The following is a 16,000-nucleotide window of genomic DNA, read 5'->3' as shown; positions in this document are numbered from 1 at the left end:
CATTACAGCGCTAAGATTGCCCCATTACTGCTGATCACATCGCGATACCAGAAGAAGCTTTTCTTACGCCGACGCGCCAGCGTGCCATTCCCGGCATCATCGCGGTCCACATAGATAAAGCCATAGCGTTTCGACATTTGCGCGGTTCCGGCGCTGACCAGATCAATCGGCCCCCAACTGGTATACCCCAGCAGTTCCACGCCATCTTCAATCGCCTCTCTGACCTGCACCAAATGTGCCTGCAAATACTGGATGCGGTAATCATCTTCAATTGTGCCGTCCGCGGCGGGAACATCTTTCGCCCCCAGACCGTTCTCCACAATAAACAGCGGCTTCTGGTAACGATCGTGCAATTCATTGAGCAAAAAACGCAGCCCTTGCGGATCTATCTGCCAGCCCCATTCGGAGCTTTCAAGGTACGGGTTGGGGATCATACGCATAATATTGGTGCGCGAGCTTTGATAGAGCTCCGGCTGTGCGGCGGCGCAACCGCTCATGTAATAGCTGAACGAGATGAAATCGACCGTCTCTTGCAGATCCCGCTCATCCTGCCCGGTGATAGTGAGCGCAATGTTGTTTTCGCGGAAAAAGCGGCCAATCCACGCCGGATACGCACCACGCGCCTGAACATCGCCAAAAAACAGCCAGTCGCGATTGACACGCTGCGATTGCAGCACATCTTCTGGTTTACAGGTCATCGGGTAACGAATGCCACCCAGCAACATGCTGCCGATTTTGGCATCCGGGATGATTTCATGGCAGGCTTTTACCGCGCGGGCGCTCGCCACCAACTGATGATGAATGGCCTGATAGATCTCCTGCTTGCTTCGCTCACCCGCAAGCCCGACGCCGGTAAACGGCGCATGCAATGCCATGTTGATTTCGTTAAACGTCAGCCAGTATTTCACCTTATCGCGATAGCGGGTAAAGACCGTGCGCGCGTAGCGCTCGAACAGATCGATCACCTTCCGGCTGCACCAGCCGTCATAGTTTTTCACCAGCCCGTAAGGCATTTCGTAGTGTGACAGCGTGATCAACGGCTGGATGCCATAGCGCGCCATTTCATCAAACAGCCGGTCGTAAAAAGCCAGCCCCTCTTCATTTGGTTCGCTTTCATCACCATTCGGGTAGATGCGCGTCCAGGCAATCGAGGTACGCAGCACTTTAAATCCCATCTCGGCAAAGAGCTGAATATCTTCCGGGTAGCGGTGGTAAAAATCGATGGCCACATCTTTAATACCGGTGCTGTTCGCGTCACGTTCAACGACATTACCGTGTATTCCCTGCGGTTGCAGATCGGAAGTGGAAACCCCTTTTCCTCCCTCGTTCCATGCGCCTTCGACCTGGTTTGCGGCAACTGAACCGCCCCAGAGAAAACCTTCGGGAAATCTCATTTGCATCGTTACTTTCTCCTTTATCTTGCCGCCGTTAACCACCGCTCAGGCGATTGATATGAATTGTCAGGAACATCACTTCATCGGTGGTGAGCTGGCACTGGTAATTTTTTTCAACATAATCATTAACTTTCATCGCACAGGCGTAGGCAGCCGGCATCATGCCGGTGATCCCCTGATAGATGCTGTCGTCGCCGTGCGCGACGGTATTGCGGTGCAGCAAACGCAGTGCGAAAAATTTGAGGTGTGTGATAAGCCGCTGATAATTTAGCGATTCTTCGTCATAGGTCAGGTGCAGATCGTACTTCAGGATTGTCAGCACATCTTTAATGATGGTGGCGCTCTGCATGGTGCTTTGCATGTCGCTGTTATTTTTGGCGTTCGCCAGATGCAGTGCGATAAAGCCGGCTTCATCCTCCGGCAGGCTAATGCCGAGTTTAGTGTTGATAAGCTGCAATGCCTCAAGCCCCACCGCATATTCCTGAGCATAAAACCGTTTAATGTCCCACAGTAAAAAGTTCTTAATGACCAGCCCGTTGGCTTGCCGCTGGATAGCAAAATTTAAATGATCGCTTAACGCCAGGAACAGCGTGTCCTGCACCGTGATCGCCAGCCGCTGCTGAGCCAGCGCAATGATCTGCTGCGTGACAGCCAGGTAAGGGGGCGGAATTTCCGCCAAAAGTTGCGAAAGGACGTCCGCCAGCCCTTCCGACTTTTTGACGAACTGGCTTTCAATCTGGCTACTGTCGACCTTATCGCCCTGTCGTTTGCCAAAACCAATGCCCCGCCCAATGGCTACGATCTCTTCATGCTTTGCATTGGTGAGCAGGACAGCGTTATTGCTGAGTATTTTTTCTACTTTCATTTCAGCTTTCTCACTGTTAATCCTGATGTCTTTTCCGGGAGCAAGCGCCCGGAAAAAAAGCAAAAAAAAACCTGACTCCATTACCGCCACACTTAGCAGCAATGGAATCAGGTTTCGCTCAGTTTTCTTCTGATTACGCCCTGGGAACCCTTATAACGAATCGGACAAGGCGGCTCAAGCCTTCAAAACAGGAACTGTGATGATAATCATGGATGTGTGATCAGTATCCTGATAACCGTGCAATCCGTTGCAGGCTTATATATATATTTTTTGCTATCGGCGGAAATATTTTACCGGGAACATTGACAACCCGCAGAATAAAATAATATTGAATTCGAATCCTTTGCCTGTTTAAATGCCATCAAAAATTAATCGCTAAGCTGTTGCGTTTTATCTAATAAATAAGAATTATTACGACTCGCTAAACAGGCTTGTTTTAATAAACCGGACTCTAATTGCAAACCAGGTTCGCAACACAACTGATATATATATTTTTCCAGCAGAGAAGGCGCCGATTGCTCGCCAAAACAGCATGCGGGTTCGCATCCATCACTACAGTCCAGGCACTTCTCATAAGCCTCGATTAACACCCAGCCCTGAACCAGCGTCAACACCGGAGCAGACTGTAATTCCAGCAGGCAGTCACTGACATAAAACGAGTAAGCTTCAAGGGCTGTGCGGCTTGTCGCCTCCATATCGCGCTTTTTTAGTAGCCGCCATATCCTGCCAAAATGACGGACGTGTATGCGGTGAGTATGATCCAAAAACCATGCTTTCGTGAAAGGAGAGCGGCTGTAAGTGTGCTTATCTCCTTCATTATCAGCGAATATATTGCAGACGCCCCTGTTCGCTAAAAATAATACCAGAGACATCTTTTGCAGTTCAGAAATATAAGATTTATTCATTGCTTCACAAAAGAATATAAGAATTTACTGTAGCACCCATAATCAATAATACATTTTACATGAAACTTTGCCACAAAGATTTCAATGTTACTTAATAAAAATTTGTTACCCGTATCCCAAAAACAATACTTAAATAAAACGCAAACTAATGTTTTCTTAATAAAGAGACTTAAAGCGGAGCAAATGAGTAGAGTTTGCACAAACCAGCATAAAGTAGAGGGTTATTGTACAGGCATTCAGCGAATGCCCGTGGTAACTGCAAGGCGATTCCCCTGAGCCTCTTAAAGTTGTTTACGCATAAAAATCCGGCTGGTTCCCTCAGGCAGGCAATCTATCCGGCCAAACTCTTCCCACCCATTCTTTTTATAAAACTCTGGCGCCTGGAAACTGATGGTGTAAAGGAAACCGGAGATACAGCCGCGCTTTCGCCCTTCCGCTTCAAACTGCCGCAGTAGTGTTTCGCCTAAACGTTGCCCACGAAGCACTTCCGGAAGATAAACCAGATCAATAAACAGCAACCCCAGAGAAGTACGGCCAATCATCCCGCCAATGACTTCACTGGTTTTTGCATCTTTAACCAATACGCTCAAAGGTTTACGATCGTTGATACCGGTGATTTCATCATTAAAAGCATTCAGTCCTTGTTCCACCGGGAAAAAATTAGCCGCGACCGCCTGATCTGAAACGCTAACCACATAATTTGCCATGACTTCCCCTGCACGAACGCACGCATAGATTCATTGATTTGCACCAATAAAGATGAAAATTCAGTGCAAAATCCCCGCTAAAGCTTATTTAAATCAGACCGTTATCTTTGTTAACCACTTTTTGCTCAAAGTCAGGCTCCCGGCGTGTTCATTGATAGAACCGGTCCCTGGGATTAACCGTTGTAAACAGAAAAAAGAAGGAAAAAAAGTGAAAATTAAAGCATTAGCGCTCAGCGTACTCTCTGTCACCCTGCTGGCCGGATGTGCGGGAACCAGCACGCACCCGGTAAAAGCCTCCAACGGTACAACACTGGAGGTTGCCACCATTTTTAGTCCGCTTGAAATGAATAACAATCGCTATCCTGATGTGAAACTGCGTGAAGTAAGCCCCGCCCATGCGGGCGCCGGCATGGGGCTTTCGCTGCTCAGTGCCGCGCTTGGTGGCGGTGCGGGCAGTGGTGATGCTTTTGATAAAAATAGCTATAAAGGCACCACGATAGATTCCATGCCGGAACCGACATCGCGCTATTTAAGCCCAAAAGCTGAAGTGAAAATTCGCGAATGGCTCGATAAGCAGGGTGGTAATTATGTCTACAAACAGCCGCTGTATATCGCCGCAGCGCAGTGGTCGCTGGTCTACACCGATATGTCTGCGGGAAACAGTAATTATGATCTGGCCTACCGCGTGTTGTTCTATAAACGCGCAGAAGATGGCAATGTGCTGAGCACTTTTGTGAAAGCGGAATGTGCGCCAACGGTGAAAACCGCGCCGCTGGCCGACTGGCGAGCGAATAATTACCAAAAAGTGACGCAGGAAACGCAGAAAATGATGGATGCGTGCCTGCTTGAACTGGAAAACCAACTGCCACGACTGTTGAAGAAATAATCTGAAAAAGCCGCAAATAACTGCGGCTTTTCTTCCACTCTGTATTGATGCCTCTGGTTCGTGCCAAACAGCAGTGTTATACCATTGCTGGCAGCAATAAATAGTATGCTAATGATGGCACGGATGGCCATACGCACTGGTTTGGAGTCAGAGAGGGATTTTCAGATGAGCAACTCTATTTTTATTTCCAAAAGAATGCGCAACTTCATTTTACTGGCGCAGACGAAAAGCATTGCCAGAGCGGCAGAAAAAATACACATGGCGGCGTCGCCGTTTGGCAAAAGCATTGTCTCGCTGGAAGAGCAGATTGGTTATCCGCTCTTTACCCGCAAAGATAACAGTATCCGTTTGAATAAAGCCGGGCAGGAACTTTATCAGAAACTTTTCCCGGTTTATGAACGCTTATCAGCAATTGAAAATGAACTTCACTCTTCCGCCCTGCGTTCGCACAAAATCGTGATTGGCGTCGACAATACCTATCCCACCATTATTTTCGATCAGCTGCTAAGCCTGGGGGATAAATATGACAATATCAGCACCCAGGCTATCGAATTCAGCGACAACGGCGTGATTGACGACCTGCTTGGCCACCAGCTTGATTTTATTATTTCGCCCCAGCAGGTTTCCCCGCGTGTTCTGGGTCTGGAGAACCTCACCGCCACCGAGTTGCCTCCGCTGCGTCTGGGGTTTTTGGTTTCCCGCCGCTACGAGCAAAAACAGCCGCAGGAGTTGTTGCGTGAACTCCCGTGGTTGCAGATGCGCTTTCAGAACCGCGCAAATTTTGAAGCCATGCTCGATTCTCACATGCGCCCTTGTGGGATCCATCCAACCGTTATCTACCGGGCCTACAGTTTTATGGCGAAGATCAGTGCGGTGGAACGCGGCCAGTTTCTTACCGTGATCCCCTATTTCGCATGGCATCTGGTTAACCCCAACACACTGCGATATTTCGATGCGCCAAACGGCCCGATGTATATGCAGGAATATCTCTATTCGTTGAAAAACCATCGATATACCACCGAAATCTGTCAGTGTATTAATGACGATCGCGACGATCCGTGTGGTTTAGCCGAGCATCGATCCTGTGTTCAGTAAATTAGTGTGCAATTCGAATACGCGGCTAAGATCGTGATGAAGATGGCCGCCGGGAGCGGTTTCCAGATAGCGATGAAGGTAATCCCGGTATAGTGGGTGTGCGCAGTTATCGATAATGGTGCGGGCACGCTCAATGGGCGACAACCCGCGCAGATCGGCGATGCCCTGCTCCGTAATGATCACTTTGACGCTATGCTCGCTGTGATCAACATGGCTGCACATCGGCACAATGGTAGAAATTTTCCCCTCTTTGGCAATCGAGGGCGCCATAAATATCGACAAATAAGCATTACGCTCAAAGTCTCCGCTGCCCCCAATACCGTTCATCAGGTTAGCGCCCACGACGTGTGTTGAATTGGCGTGCCCGTAAATATCAAATTCCAGCCCGACATTCAGCGCTATTACTCCAAGCCGGCGGATAATTTCAGGGTTATTGGAAATCTCCTGTGGTCGCAACACGATACGCTCGGCGAAAAAATCCATGTTGTCGTAAATGTTACGCAGCGTCTTGTCGGAAACGGTCAGGCTGGATGCGCTAACGCCGAGGATTTTTCCTGTTTCAAGTAAATGCGCTACCGACTCCTGCAACACTTCGGAGTACATCATAAACGCCGGAATGTCCGGGCTTTCACCGAGCCGCGCCATCACGGCATTATTGATATTGCCTACGCCGCTTTGTAACGGCAGAAACTCGCGCGGAATACGCCCCTGCGCCATTTCCTGGAGCAGGAATGTCACGACATTGTCGGCAATTTGCTGGCAGACAGGTTTTGCACCATCCAGCACATTGCCAGCATCCGGTAATTCGGTATCCACCACAGCCACAATTTTTTGCGGTTCCACCTGCACATAGTGCAAGCCAATTCTGTCCAACGCGCTAAAAATAGCGACACTGTGGCGATACGGCGGCGCCCCAGGCGTGGCTATATCGGCGAGTTCAGCCACCCGCGGGCTGTGGTAGTGATTAAGCTCAATAATGATTTTTTTCGCTTTTCGCAACCAGGTCGGCGCATTGCCAATCCCGCTGGAAAGCCAGATTTTGCCATCGGATGTCAATGCAGAGGCTTCGATCACCGCGATATCAATATCGCCAAAAAAGCCGTAGTTCACCATCTGCGCAACTTCACTCAAATGCAGATCTACAAACTTAATCTGCCCCTGGTTGATTTTTTGTCGCATTCCGGCTGCGGACTGATACGGCGCGCGCCAACTGACCGCGTCCGCCTCCGATAAGGCATCATCAGCCGCCGTGCTGATGGACGCGCCAGTCAGCAAACGGATTTGAAAAGGCTGCTGCATTTGATGCAGCTCCCGTGCCCGACGAGCGATGGCGGCGGGAAGTGCTTTGGGTGAACCTGCCGCAGTAAAGCCACTGAAAGCCACCATATCATCGTGCTGGATGATTTCTGCCGCTTCGTCGGCGCTCAGCCGGGGCCAGGATTGTTTCATTGTCGTCTCCGTTAATCAGCGCCCAAGGAAGTTCGGCTTGCGTTTTTCCATAAACGCGCTCATTCCTTCCTGATAATCCCGGCTGTCATAAACGGCGCGACGCATCCCCTGAATACGTTCAAATTCGTCGGAATTCATGGTGTGTGCTTCGCCAAGCACGCGTAGCTCTTCTTTAATGACCGCAATGGCAAGCGGTGCCTTTTCCGAGATCTGATGCGCCATCTGCAAGGTGAAATCTTCCAGATCGCTGGCGTCGACAACATGGTTCAGAATGCCAACCTCCCGGGCCCGCTGCGCCGTGATGGGTGCCGCAGTGAAAATCAGCTCTTTAACGATATGGAACCCGGCATCGCGCGTCAGGTTATGGATGCCAACCAGGTTATAAGGAACGCCGAGATTAACAGGCGTCATAGAGAAAGTTGAAGAACAGGCGGCAATGATCAGATCGGAACTCATGATCATTTCAAACGCCCCTCCCCAGACGCTTCCTTCCACCATGGAGATCACGGGCTTGGGATATTTTTGGATCATGCGGGTGATCTGGCGCAGCGGGTCATCATAAGAGAGCGGATCGCGCCGCCCCGAAGGTAACTCATGTATATCATGCCCGGCGGAGAAGACTTTCGCGCCGCGCGGCGCTCGCAGGATCACACAACGGATCTCCGGCTTGTTTAGATCATCCAGCGCTCGTATTAAATCATCAATAAACACTTTGCTGAGCGCATTAAGCTTGCGCGCGTAATTAAACTCAATGACAGCCACTTTTTGAATAATGTTTACAATCACATACTCATACGACATATCAGTTCCTTTTTACTTTGCAAAATAGTGATGCTGAAGGTATTCACGGATGTGCTGTAAACCTGTTCGCGGTGCTTGCTGCTGGTTTTTCACTTCATCAAGCGTTTGGTTGAAATCTTCGCGGAAAGCACGGTGGGCATAAAGCTGGCGCATCGCCTCCTCTTCCACCTGTTTTCGTAGCCATGCCACGGTCTGCTGCTGGCGCAATAACTGAAGACGACCACTTTTTGTCATCACATCGTAGAAATGAACAATGGTCTGCCAGACTTCCTCTATGCCGTGCTTTTCCAGTGCGCTACAGCTCAACACCGCTGGTCGCCACTGTGGATATTTGTGACGAACGATAGCAAGCGCGCTGTCGTAAATTTGCCGGGCGATGGCGACTGCCGCGCGGTTGTCGCCATCATCTTTGTTGATAACAATGATATCGGCCATTTCCATGATGCCTTTTTTGATGCCTTGTAACTCATCGCCGCCACCAGCGATTTGTAGCGAAACGAAGCAATCAACAACGCCTGCGACCTCCGTTTCAGACTGGCCAACACCGACCGTTTCCACTATCACCACATCGTAATTAGCGGCTTCGCACAGCAGTATCAATTCACCGACGTGCGGACTGATACCGCCTGTAGCACCGCCGGAAGGCACCGGCCTAATAAACGCAGCATCGGCTCTGGCCAGTTCCGTCATGCGGGTTTTATCACCCAGCAAACTGCCGCCGCTGAGTGGGCTACTAGGATCGACCGCAATGACCGCCACCCGTTTGCCAAAGTCAACGAGCATCATGCCAAAGGTATTAAGAAAGGTACTTTTCCCGGCACCGGGTGTCCCGGTGATACCAATGCGTATTGCCTTACCCGTCTCAGGCATAATCATGTCCAGCAAGTGTTGGCTCAGCCTCTGATGTCGTGAAAGCTGACTTTCCACCAGCGTCATAGCCTGTGCGAGCGCGACGCGATCGCTCGCGCGCAACCGCCGAACACATTCATCAAGGGTTTGCTCATTAATCATGGCGCTGACTAATCCGCTCCAGTACATCGCGCACGCTTTCCAGCATCGGTGTACCTGGGCCGTAAATCGCTGCCACGCCACGTTCACGCAGGAAATCATAATCTTGTGGCGGGATCACGCCGCCGGCAATCACGCAGATATCCTCACGGCCATATTTTCTTAACTCGTTGATTAATTCAGGGATCAGCGTCTTGTGGCCTGCTGCCAGTGACGATGCACCAATGACATGCACATCATTTTCCACGGCCAGCCGGGCAATCTCTTGCGGTGTAGAAAACATAGGGCTGAGATCGACATCAAAACCCACATCGGAATAAGCGCTGGCAATGACTTTTGCCCCCCGGTCGTGCCCATCCTGTCCCATTTTCGCTATTAAAATGCGCGGACGACGACCATGCTCAGCCAGAAAATGTTGCGTTTGTGTAATGATGGCGTCGAATTCAGCCGCCGCTTTACTGTCCTGCTGATAGCTTTGCGTGATCACCCCCGTAACGCATTGGCTGGGGACCAGGTAGCGGTCAAACGCCACTTCCAGCGCACTGGAAATCTCGCCAAGCGTCGCACGCAATCGTGCGGCATGAATCGCCGCAGCAAGCAGATTTTCGTTGTGTTGGGCGGCGTGGGTCAGCGCGGACAGCGCATCGCGAACGGCAGCGGCATCACGCGTAGCGCGGATCTTTTCAAGTGCGGCGATTTGCTCGTTACGCACCTTCACATTGTCGATTTCCAGTACTGGCGTAACCGCTTCTTTATCGAGCTTGTATTTATTCACACCAACAATGGTGCGTTTCCCTTGGTCGATAAGCGATTGCTCGCGCGCGGAGGCTTCCTCAATCATGCGTTTTGGCAAGCCTGATTCGATAGCCTTCGCCATCCCTCCGGCATCATCTATCTGGCGGATAATTGCCCGCGCCTCTTTGATGATTTGATCGGTCAGGGATTCGACATAATAGGAACCGCCGAGCGGATCAACGGTACGGCAAATCTCCGCCTCTTCCTGCAAGATAATTTGCGTGTTACGCGCAATACGCGCCGAAAAATCCGTCGGTAGCCCCAGCGCTTCATCAAACGCATTGGTATGCAGAGACTGGGTACCGCCAAGCGTTGCGGCCAGCGCTTCAATAGTCGTGCGAACAATGTTGTTGTAAGGATCCTGTTCCGTCAGGCTCCAGCCGGATGTCTGGCAATGAGTGCGCAGCGCCAGCGATTTCGGATTGGTCGCGCCAAACCCGCTAACGGCTTCGCTCCACAGATAGCGGGCCGCGCGCAGCATGGCAACATTCATAAACAGATCCATGCCAATACCGAAGAAGAAAGAGAGCCGCGGCGCGAAGTCATCTATTTTCAATCCTGCGGAGAGCGCGGCTTTTATATATTCAATGCCGTCAGCGAGGGTAAACGCGACTTGTTGAATACAGTTAGCCCCCGCCTCCCCCATATGGTAACCGCTGATGCTAATCGTATTAAATTGCGGCATATTGGCGGAGCACCAGGCGATTATATCGGCAATAATCCGCATTGATGGTTTAGGTGGGTAAATATAGGTATTGCGGCAGAGATACTCTTTTAAAATATCATTCTGAATCGTACCCGCTAATTTTTCAGGAGCAACGCCCTGCTCTTCTGCGGCAACAATATAAAATGCCATGATAGGTAAAACCGCACCATTCATTGTCATCGAGACCGACATTTTATCCAGCGGAATAGTGTCGAAGAGTATTTTCATATCTTCCACGGTATCGATAGCAACCCCCGCTTTTCCTACATCACCCGCTACGCGCGAGTTATCCGAGTCATATCCCCGATGGGTTGGCAAGTCAAACGCAACGGAAAGCCCTTTCTGCCCGGCGGCGAGATTACGTCGATAAAACGCGTTCGACTCCCTGGCGGTTGAAAACCCGGCGTACTGGCGTATCGTCCACGGTTGGGCGGTATACATGGTGGCGCGCGGCCCGCGCGTATAAGGCGGAAGACCCGGTAGCGTGCCGGTGCTTTCCAGTGCGTTCAGATCGTCAGGAGTATATAAAGGCTTAATCGCAATGCCTTCTGGCGTCAGTTTGATCAGCGATTCAACGCTTTTTCCCTTACGACTGAGCTCTTTATTCGCGACATTTTGCCAGTCAGCCATTGTAGCCATAAATATCTCCATTATTCCAAACCAATAACTCACTGGGCAGAAATAGTAATTTCCACTATCAATGTTGTCGCCAGCAAAAAAAGACCTGCGACAATTCATTTTTTGCCGCAGGTTATATTCTGATTTTTTATCACGCGCCGATTAATAGCGTGAGCACGTCGCTTATTTAATATTTATGGAAAAAGAATCGTTCAGTCGTTTCCTGTACATGATCATCAGGATTTTCTGCAATATCTCCAGCGACGTGCCGTATATAGTGATTTTGCCCGGAAAGTTGCGGGAAAGACGGAGCCGCCGAACTGGCAGTAGAGGCGAACGTTAAAAGAAGAAAAAACCAGGCTACGCTTAACTTTTTTCCCATCATGCCTATACCTTTCAAGAGAGAGTTAACAGGCAACATACTGAGAGAGAAAGCGTCAGTAAGTGTCAGGGATGTTCAAACCTGTCCCGGCAGTTGTAATCAGTCATGGGAAATGAAAGCCGAAGGAAACAAAAAAACCGCCCTCAGGCGGTATGGTTACAGGTCAGATTCTAACGCATCCTGAATCGCATCGGCGAGGGTGGCAACTTCTTGCGAGACGTTACGTAAATCCATCTGGCTACGAATGCCCGCGTTGGCCGTGGTTGCAGAAACCGCCGCTTTTGAAATTTCCAGCGCTGCCTGTACAGCTAACAAGCGCTTTCTGTTTTCTACCGCCTCATCCCCTGTCGCCCCATCAAGATCAAAATACCCTTCTAACATTACTTTCTCCTTCGGGTTTACCAGCAAAGACCAAGCATACACAGTTGAGCGAGAGGATGAAAACGTAAACACGTTGCGAGCAACCTCGTAAAACGGAGTTGTGACAATAAAGTAAGAGATGCCGGGAACAGGCAGCCAGTGTGAAGCGTCAACGATGAAAGGAATTATCAGGCAGGAGAGACTCTCTTCGGTGAGCGTGGTAAAGCAGTTACCTGCCAGATGGCAGCACTGAAGCTATGAAAAGGTAAAGAGTACGATGACATCACGGATAATTTTGCCTGGCGGTTCATTTACGCTTTATACCGTTTAAGAAGAAACGTTTATAACGCAGAGCGTTGGCTAAAATGTTGGCAAAAAAAAACCGCTCGGACAGAGCGGTAGAAGAACGTCACCAGGGAAAATAGGGTTAACGATGATAGCGCGTTAACTATAGTTACTTTCTGTCGCTCTGCCAGTTCAAAAAGCATTAATTAAACCAATTACATAGAGAGCCACCATCTATCAGAAATCGATTACAAATGAGAACAATCTCATTGCCGCCAGATTAATAATTAGCAAACTAATATACGTAACGAATATGCATTTGCATCCCTCAGGAGCAGCCCGGATTTCCTATTCCTGAGGGTCTTTTCTTATTGAAATAATTCCCTGACCTCTGAAATGAAATGCGGAGAAAGATAATCCCCTCCTGAACGACTCATCCTGCGGCCCACGTAAACAACCCAGTGGCGGATGTAAGTCTGCATTAACGACTTCTTTTCTCTTCATACTCCAGCCCTTTTATTTTCTGCGCGCCAACGGCCATTTCAGGTCTGGTCAATCACGCTATTCGCCGCTTCAATGCAGGCAAAAAAATTTTTTATTGGTGGCCTTGAAAAAAGCATTGAAGGAATTATTTATATAAGCGGACAAGCAAAGCTTGCCTTTAAGTTGAACTTTTGAATGGATTATTCAGGAGGTTAAGTTATGGCACTCAAAACCTTGTCAGCACTCCCCGGTTTCACAGACTCTGTTTTTGCTGACCGTTTCAATCGTATCGACCGACTTTTCAGCCAGTTAACCGGCGACTCACCGGTGGCGTCATTGCCTGCTTATGACCTGAAAAAAGTCGATGCAAGCAATTACCAGTTACACGTAAGCGTCCCCGGCTGGAAAGAAGACGAACTCGAAATCGAGACCGTCGGCGGGGTACTAAATGTATCAGGTAAACGCGCAGAAAATGAATCTCATGATGAGCAGGGCTGGATATACAAAGGCATTCGCCGCGCGGATTTCCGTCTGAGTTTTTCACTTCCGGAACATACCAAAGTGAGCAACGCAAAACTCGAAAATGGCATATTGCAGGTGTCCATTTATCAGGAAATTCCCGAAAGCGAAAAACCGCGCAAGATTGCCATTGAAAATACACAAAAAGCCATTGAACATCAGGCTTGATAGCTTTTCTTCTTTCTCTACGGCCCGCGCATGCGGGCCTTTTCTTATCTGTTCCTGATACGCAGCTTTACCGACACCATAAATTTTTCGCAGAAGGTGTAACCAGCAGAAGAGAGTTGTAATTCATTACTGTGACGCGCCCATCCTCGAGCGACAGCATGAAAAAGCCACACGATTCTGGCGCTGTGGAAAAGGATTACGGGTAATATGCTCAGGGATAGTGTATGGTTGCAGGCCATTTATCAGGAAATACTCTATGCCACAACGCAAAGACTCAAAAAACAATCGCAATTACCTCACCAAATGTGCCTGCCCTCACTGTTCACAACAGTCAGAACATAGCTTCTCCCGAGTCCAGAAAGGCGCAGCGTTAATGTGCCCGCACTGCAGTAAAATTTTCCATCATGACAAAGCTGCTTTCGCTTAAAACCGGGCTATGTTGAGAAACCGGTCTAAATATCAGGGCCGGTTATCGAATCAGACGGTTCTGACGATAAAAATCCGCAGCACTCATTTCTGCCTGAATCATGTCAGCATCATTGTTTTTAAGTAACCGCAGGACGACATGCAAAGAGAGATTGCATGGGTAAAGCAACTGTTTAGATCACTTCAGCAGTCGTCCAGTCGTTAACCTCACCAACGGTGTGGCTCACATCGCAAAGCTCCTCACCCGCCTCCGTTCCCAGGCATCGCGCTCACCTTAAGCCGCGTAGAATGTGCTCTCAATATTGCAGCCACAGTAGTGATTACCCTATCAGGGTCTTGCCTATGGAGCGGTTCTCGTGCACGTCCAGCGCCCCGTTATTAATAACTTTTTAAGTATCAATCAATTCATCCACACTTCAGGCCAGCCGGATGCCGGAAGGATGTAGAACCACAACAAAACTATTTCATCCTTCATTATTGAAATCTCGACCATAATATATCTAGGGGTGATACGGCTAATAACAGGGGCACTTATGAAAAACTTAATACTCAGTGTGATTGCAAAAATCTCGAAAATGGATGCGGAAGCCAAGCTACTTGCCGCTAAAGTGGAAGCGCAGTCTTTACTCATCGGGGCATTACTGCTGACGCTTGGCAAAAATGGTGGCATGAATGAAATGCTTGATAATGTAAAAAAAGCGATTAACGCAGCGCTTGATGCGGCTGATATGCCACTGAAATCAGATGCAGAATTACTTATGAATGAATTTAACAATCTTATTCAATTAACTCAGTTGCTTGAAACAAACGACGCAGAAATTGATATAGAAGCGTTAAAAGGCGCGTCCGATAAAATTTAACGCAATTCGTTTATTAATCATAAGGCTGGGAAAATAAACCTCCGGTCTTTTATTAATTACTGCCACCGCACCATCTGTTAACCATATCGTTTGTCGTGAACACCCTATGCGCTACGAAGCCAGCAGCAATGCACAAAGCCTGCATATGATCATCGTTTATATTGCCATCCAGCAACGAAGCACAATCAAGCCACTGTCAGCACAGATACTGTTGCAGCCCATTTAGTTGATGACTGATGTTTTGATTCGCGCTCTGAGGGTGAAATCATCCGCGAGTCTGGCCCATTAAGTCTGAACCGGAAGTCTCTACCATGTCGATGATGATGCAATCCTGACACCTGGCATCAATCCGACCGAGACGCCGTCTCAATGTTATCCCGATCCGGTTTGGCCGTGGCTCCACTGGTTTTATTTGCCTAACTGAACGATATTAAATATTCACATCGCACCGGTATTCGCGACAGAACATTTCTTGTTCGTTAGTGAGCGCCACAGTATTTCTTAAGGAGAGGTTATGAAGCCAGTAGAAGACGCGATTAATGACCTGCAGTGTCGTGCTTTAGCGTATGAAATCATTTTTCAGTCCATTTGCTCAGAGTTGCCGCAAGTGTTCATCGAGAAAGCCGTGGAGAACATTGAGCTTAACTTCAAAGCATTTGAATCTGGCACGCATTCTGAAGCAGGGAAAGCAAAGCTTGAAGCGGCGAAAGCGATTGCCTCAAGAATCATAGGAGCAAAGATTTAACCTCTCCCAAGCGTGATCCTAAGGTGGAGGGGAAATCACCATCATTTCCTCTCCGCTTTTTTTTGCTGTGTTGTCGTGCTCGTTGTGGTCAGCAATGGGAGCCGGAAAAGCAGAGAAATAGTGCGTAAACATGCTCACTGACACCGGACCATTTAACCGGGCACGCGAAGCACATTGGCTCAATTTTCGGGCCTGTGTCGCGAATATGTCCCACAACGGAAATGAAAAAGGAAATGAAGGAAGCGTAATACATTGTTTTTAAATGGTACGCCCTACAGGGTTCGAACCTGTGACCTACGGCTTAGAAGGCCGTTGCTCTATCCAGCTGAGCTAAGGGCGCATTACGTGGATGCTCACCGTTGAGGTGGAAACGCCTGGAATTATACGGTCAGCGCCTGGTGAGTCAATGTATTTTCCGCTGGTTGCTTGCTTAGTGAACGACGCTGCGCATTTTCGCAACATCTGCCCTGTTTATGCCCGAAAAGACCTGGTTTTTCTACTTATCCTGATCGCTTCCTGGGAAAAGTCCCATGTCTCTTTAAG

15 protein-coding genes and 1 tRNA gene are annotated in these 16,000 nt (G+C 49.0%); 6 read left to right on the top strand and 10 right to left on the bottom strand.

Going from position 1 to position 16,000, the window contains the following annotated elements; genetic code table 11:
* Positions 1–2 precede the first annotated feature (2 nt).
* From IP581_RS05730 to IP581_RS05715, 4 genes are all read right to left on the bottom strand, one after another.
* Positions 3–1,400, bottom strand: a complete 1,398-nt coding sequence (locus tag IP581_RS05730; RefSeq protein WP_193821959.1) for a glycoside hydrolase family 1 protein — start codon at positions 1,398–1,400, stop codon at positions 3–5.
* A 28-nt stretch (positions 1,401–1,428) separates the two neighbouring features.
* Entirely contained in the window at positions 1,429–2,259 is an 831-nt protein-coding gene (gene licT / locus IP581_RS05725; protein WP_097400692.1) for a BglG family transcription antiterminator LicT, read from the bottom strand.
* Between the two features lie 368 nt (positions 2,260–2,627).
* Positions 2,628–3,164, bottom strand: a complete 537-nt coding sequence (locus IP581_RS05720; RefSeq protein WP_193821958.1) for a FlhC family transcriptional regulator — start codon at positions 3,162–3,164, stop codon at positions 2,628–2,630.
* A gap of 281 nt (positions 3,165–3,445) precedes the next feature.
* On the bottom strand, positions 3,446–3,871 hold the full coding sequence (locus tag IP581_RS05715) for a GNAT family N-acetyltransferase (protein WP_193821957.1): 426 nt from the start codon (positions 3,869–3,871) through the stop codon (positions 3,446–3,448).
* A 208-nt stretch (positions 3,872–4,079) separates the two neighbouring features.
* Between IP581_RS05715 and IP581_RS05710 the strand changes: the two genes are divergently transcribed.
* Positions 4,080–4,757 (top strand): hypothetical protein, encoded by a 678-nt coding sequence (locus IP581_RS05710; protein WP_086872123.1) that lies wholly within the window; start codon positions 4,080–4,082, stop codon positions 4,755–4,757.
* A gap of 165 nt (positions 4,758–4,922) precedes the next feature.
* On the top strand, positions 4,923–5,852 hold the full coding sequence (gene srsR, locus IP581_RS05705; RefSeq protein ID WP_193821956.1) for a LysR family transcriptional regulator SrsR: 930 nt from the start codon (positions 4,923–4,925) through the stop codon (positions 5,850–5,852).
* On the opposite strand, the gene IP581_RS05700 is transcribed toward srsR, so the two are convergent.
* The 5 genes from IP581_RS05700 to IP581_RS05680 form a co-directional block, all read right to left on the bottom strand.
* Positions 5,823–7,301: an acetyl-CoA hydrolase/transferase family protein gene (locus tag IP581_RS05700; RefSeq protein WP_193821955.1), complete on the bottom strand. Its 1,479-nt coding sequence runs from the start codon at positions 7,299–7,301 to the stop codon at positions 5,823–5,825. The genes srsR and IP581_RS05700 overlap by 30 nt on opposite strands.
* A 15-nt stretch (positions 7,302–7,316) precedes the next feature.
* Positions 7,317–8,102, bottom strand: coding sequence for a methylmalonyl-CoA decarboxylase (gene scpB, locus IP581_RS05695; RefSeq protein ID WP_193821954.1), 786 nt, complete (start codon positions 8,100–8,102; stop codon positions 7,317–7,319).
* 12 nt (positions 8,103–8,114) lie between these two features.
* A complete protein-coding gene (gene meaB, locus IP581_RS05690) occupies positions 8,115–9,113 on the bottom strand; it encodes a methylmalonyl Co-A mutase-associated GTPase MeaB (protein ID WP_097400487.1) in 999 nt (332 codons plus the stop codon).
* Entirely contained in the window at positions 9,106–11,250 is a 2,145-nt protein-coding gene (scpA, locus tag IP581_RS05685) for a methylmalonyl-CoA mutase (RefSeq protein WP_193821953.1), read from the bottom strand. The genes meaB and scpA overlap by 8 nt, the downstream gene beginning before the upstream one ends.
* 517 nt (positions 11,251–11,767) lie before the next feature.
* Complete coding sequence (locus IP581_RS05680) at positions 11,768–11,992, bottom strand: hypothetical protein (RefSeq protein ID WP_017455732.1); 225 nt, start codon at positions 11,990–11,992, stop codon at positions 11,768–11,770.
* Between the two features lie 966 nt (positions 11,993–12,958).
* Here IP581_RS05680 and IP581_RS05675 point away from each other — a divergent pair.
* From IP581_RS05675 to IP581_RS05665, 4 genes are all read left to right on the top strand, one after another.
* Positions 12,959–13,426, top strand: coding sequence for an Hsp20 family protein (locus IP581_RS05675; protein ID WP_020456862.1), 468 nt, complete (start codon positions 12,959–12,961; stop codon positions 13,424–13,426).
* 256 nt (positions 13,427–13,682) lie between these two features.
* Positions 13,683–13,853 (top strand): YnfU family zinc-binding protein, encoded by a 171-nt coding sequence (locus tag IP581_RS23865; protein WP_217992431.1) that lies wholly within the window; start codon positions 13,683–13,685, stop codon positions 13,851–13,853.
* 532 nt (positions 13,854–14,385) lie between these two features.
* Entirely contained in the window at positions 14,386–14,712 is a 327-nt protein-coding gene (iraP, locus tag IP581_RS05670) for an anti-adapter protein IraP (protein WP_086871231.1), read from the top strand.
* Positions 14,713–15,226: 514 nt separating this feature from the next.
* On the top strand, positions 15,227–15,457 hold the full coding sequence (locus IP581_RS05665) for a hypothetical protein (protein WP_086871229.1): 231 nt from the start codon (positions 15,227–15,229) through the stop codon (positions 15,455–15,457).
* 263 nt (positions 15,458–15,720) lie between these two features.
* Here the strand turns inward: IP581_RS05665 and IP581_RS05660 are convergent.
* Positions 15,721–15,797: transfer RNA gene (locus IP581_RS05660), tRNA-Arg, on the bottom strand.
* Positions 15,798–16,000: the final 203 nt, after the last annotated feature.

Source organism: Kosakonia pseudosacchari, assembly GCF_015167415.1.
GTDB lineage: Bacteria > Pseudomonadota > Gammaproteobacteria > Enterobacterales > Enterobacteriaceae > Kosakonia > Kosakonia pseudosacchari.
This window is presented reverse-complemented; position numbering and strand designations above follow the sequence as displayed.

Excerpts from the sequence above, each read along its gene's own strand:
- IP581_RS05665 (WP_086871229.1), top strand. The coding sequence starts at position 15,227 with ATGAAGCCAGTAGAAGACGCGATTAATGACCTGCAGTGTCGTGCTTTA.
- IP581_RS05730 (WP_193821959.1), bottom strand. The coding sequence starts at position 1,400 with ATGCAAATGAGATTTCCCGAAGGTTTTCTCTGGGGCGGTTCAGTTGCC.
- IP581_RS05675 (WP_020456862.1), top strand. The coding sequence starts at position 12,959 with ATGGCACTCAAAACCTTGTCAGCACTCCCCGGTTTCACAGACTCTGTT.
- IP581_RS05720 (WP_193821958.1), bottom strand. The coding sequence starts at position 3,164 with ATGAATAAATCTTATATTTCTGAACTGCAAAAGATGTCTCTGGTATTA.
- IP581_RS05680 (WP_017455732.1), bottom strand. The coding sequence starts at position 11,992 with ATGTTAGAAGGGTATTTTGATCTTGATGGGGCGACAGGGGATGAGGCG.
- IP581_RS05715 (WP_193821957.1), bottom strand. The coding sequence starts at position 3,871 with ATGGCAAATTATGTGGTTAGCGTTTCAGATCAGGCGGTCGCGGCTAAT.
- IP581_RS23865 (WP_217992431.1), top strand. The coding sequence starts at position 13,683 with ATGCCACAACGCAAAGACTCAAAAAACAATCGCAATTACCTCACCAAA.
- meaB (WP_097400487.1), bottom strand. The coding sequence starts at position 9,113 with ATGATTAATGAGCAAACCCTTGATGAATGTGTTCGGCGGTTGCGCGCG.
- licT (WP_097400692.1), bottom strand. The coding sequence starts at position 2,259 with ATGAAAGTAGAAAAAATACTCAGCAATAACGCTGTCCTGCTCACCAAT.
- scpB (WP_193821954.1), bottom strand. The coding sequence starts at position 8,102 with ATGTCGTATGAGTATGTGATTGTAAACATTATTCAAAAAGTGGCTGTC.
- srsR (WP_193821956.1), top strand. The coding sequence starts at position 4,923 with ATGAGCAACTCTATTTTTATTTCCAAAAGAATGCGCAACTTCATTTTA.
- scpA (WP_193821953.1), bottom strand. The coding sequence starts at position 11,250 with ATGGCTACAATGGCTGACTGGCAAAATGTCGCGAATAAAGAGCTCAGT.
- IP581_RS05700 (WP_193821955.1), bottom strand. The coding sequence starts at position 7,301 with ATGAAACAATCCTGGCCCCGGCTGAGCGCCGACGAAGCGGCAGAAATC.
- iraP (WP_086871231.1), top strand. The coding sequence starts at position 14,386 with ATGAAAAACTTAATACTCAGTGTGATTGCAAAAATCTCGAAAATGGAT.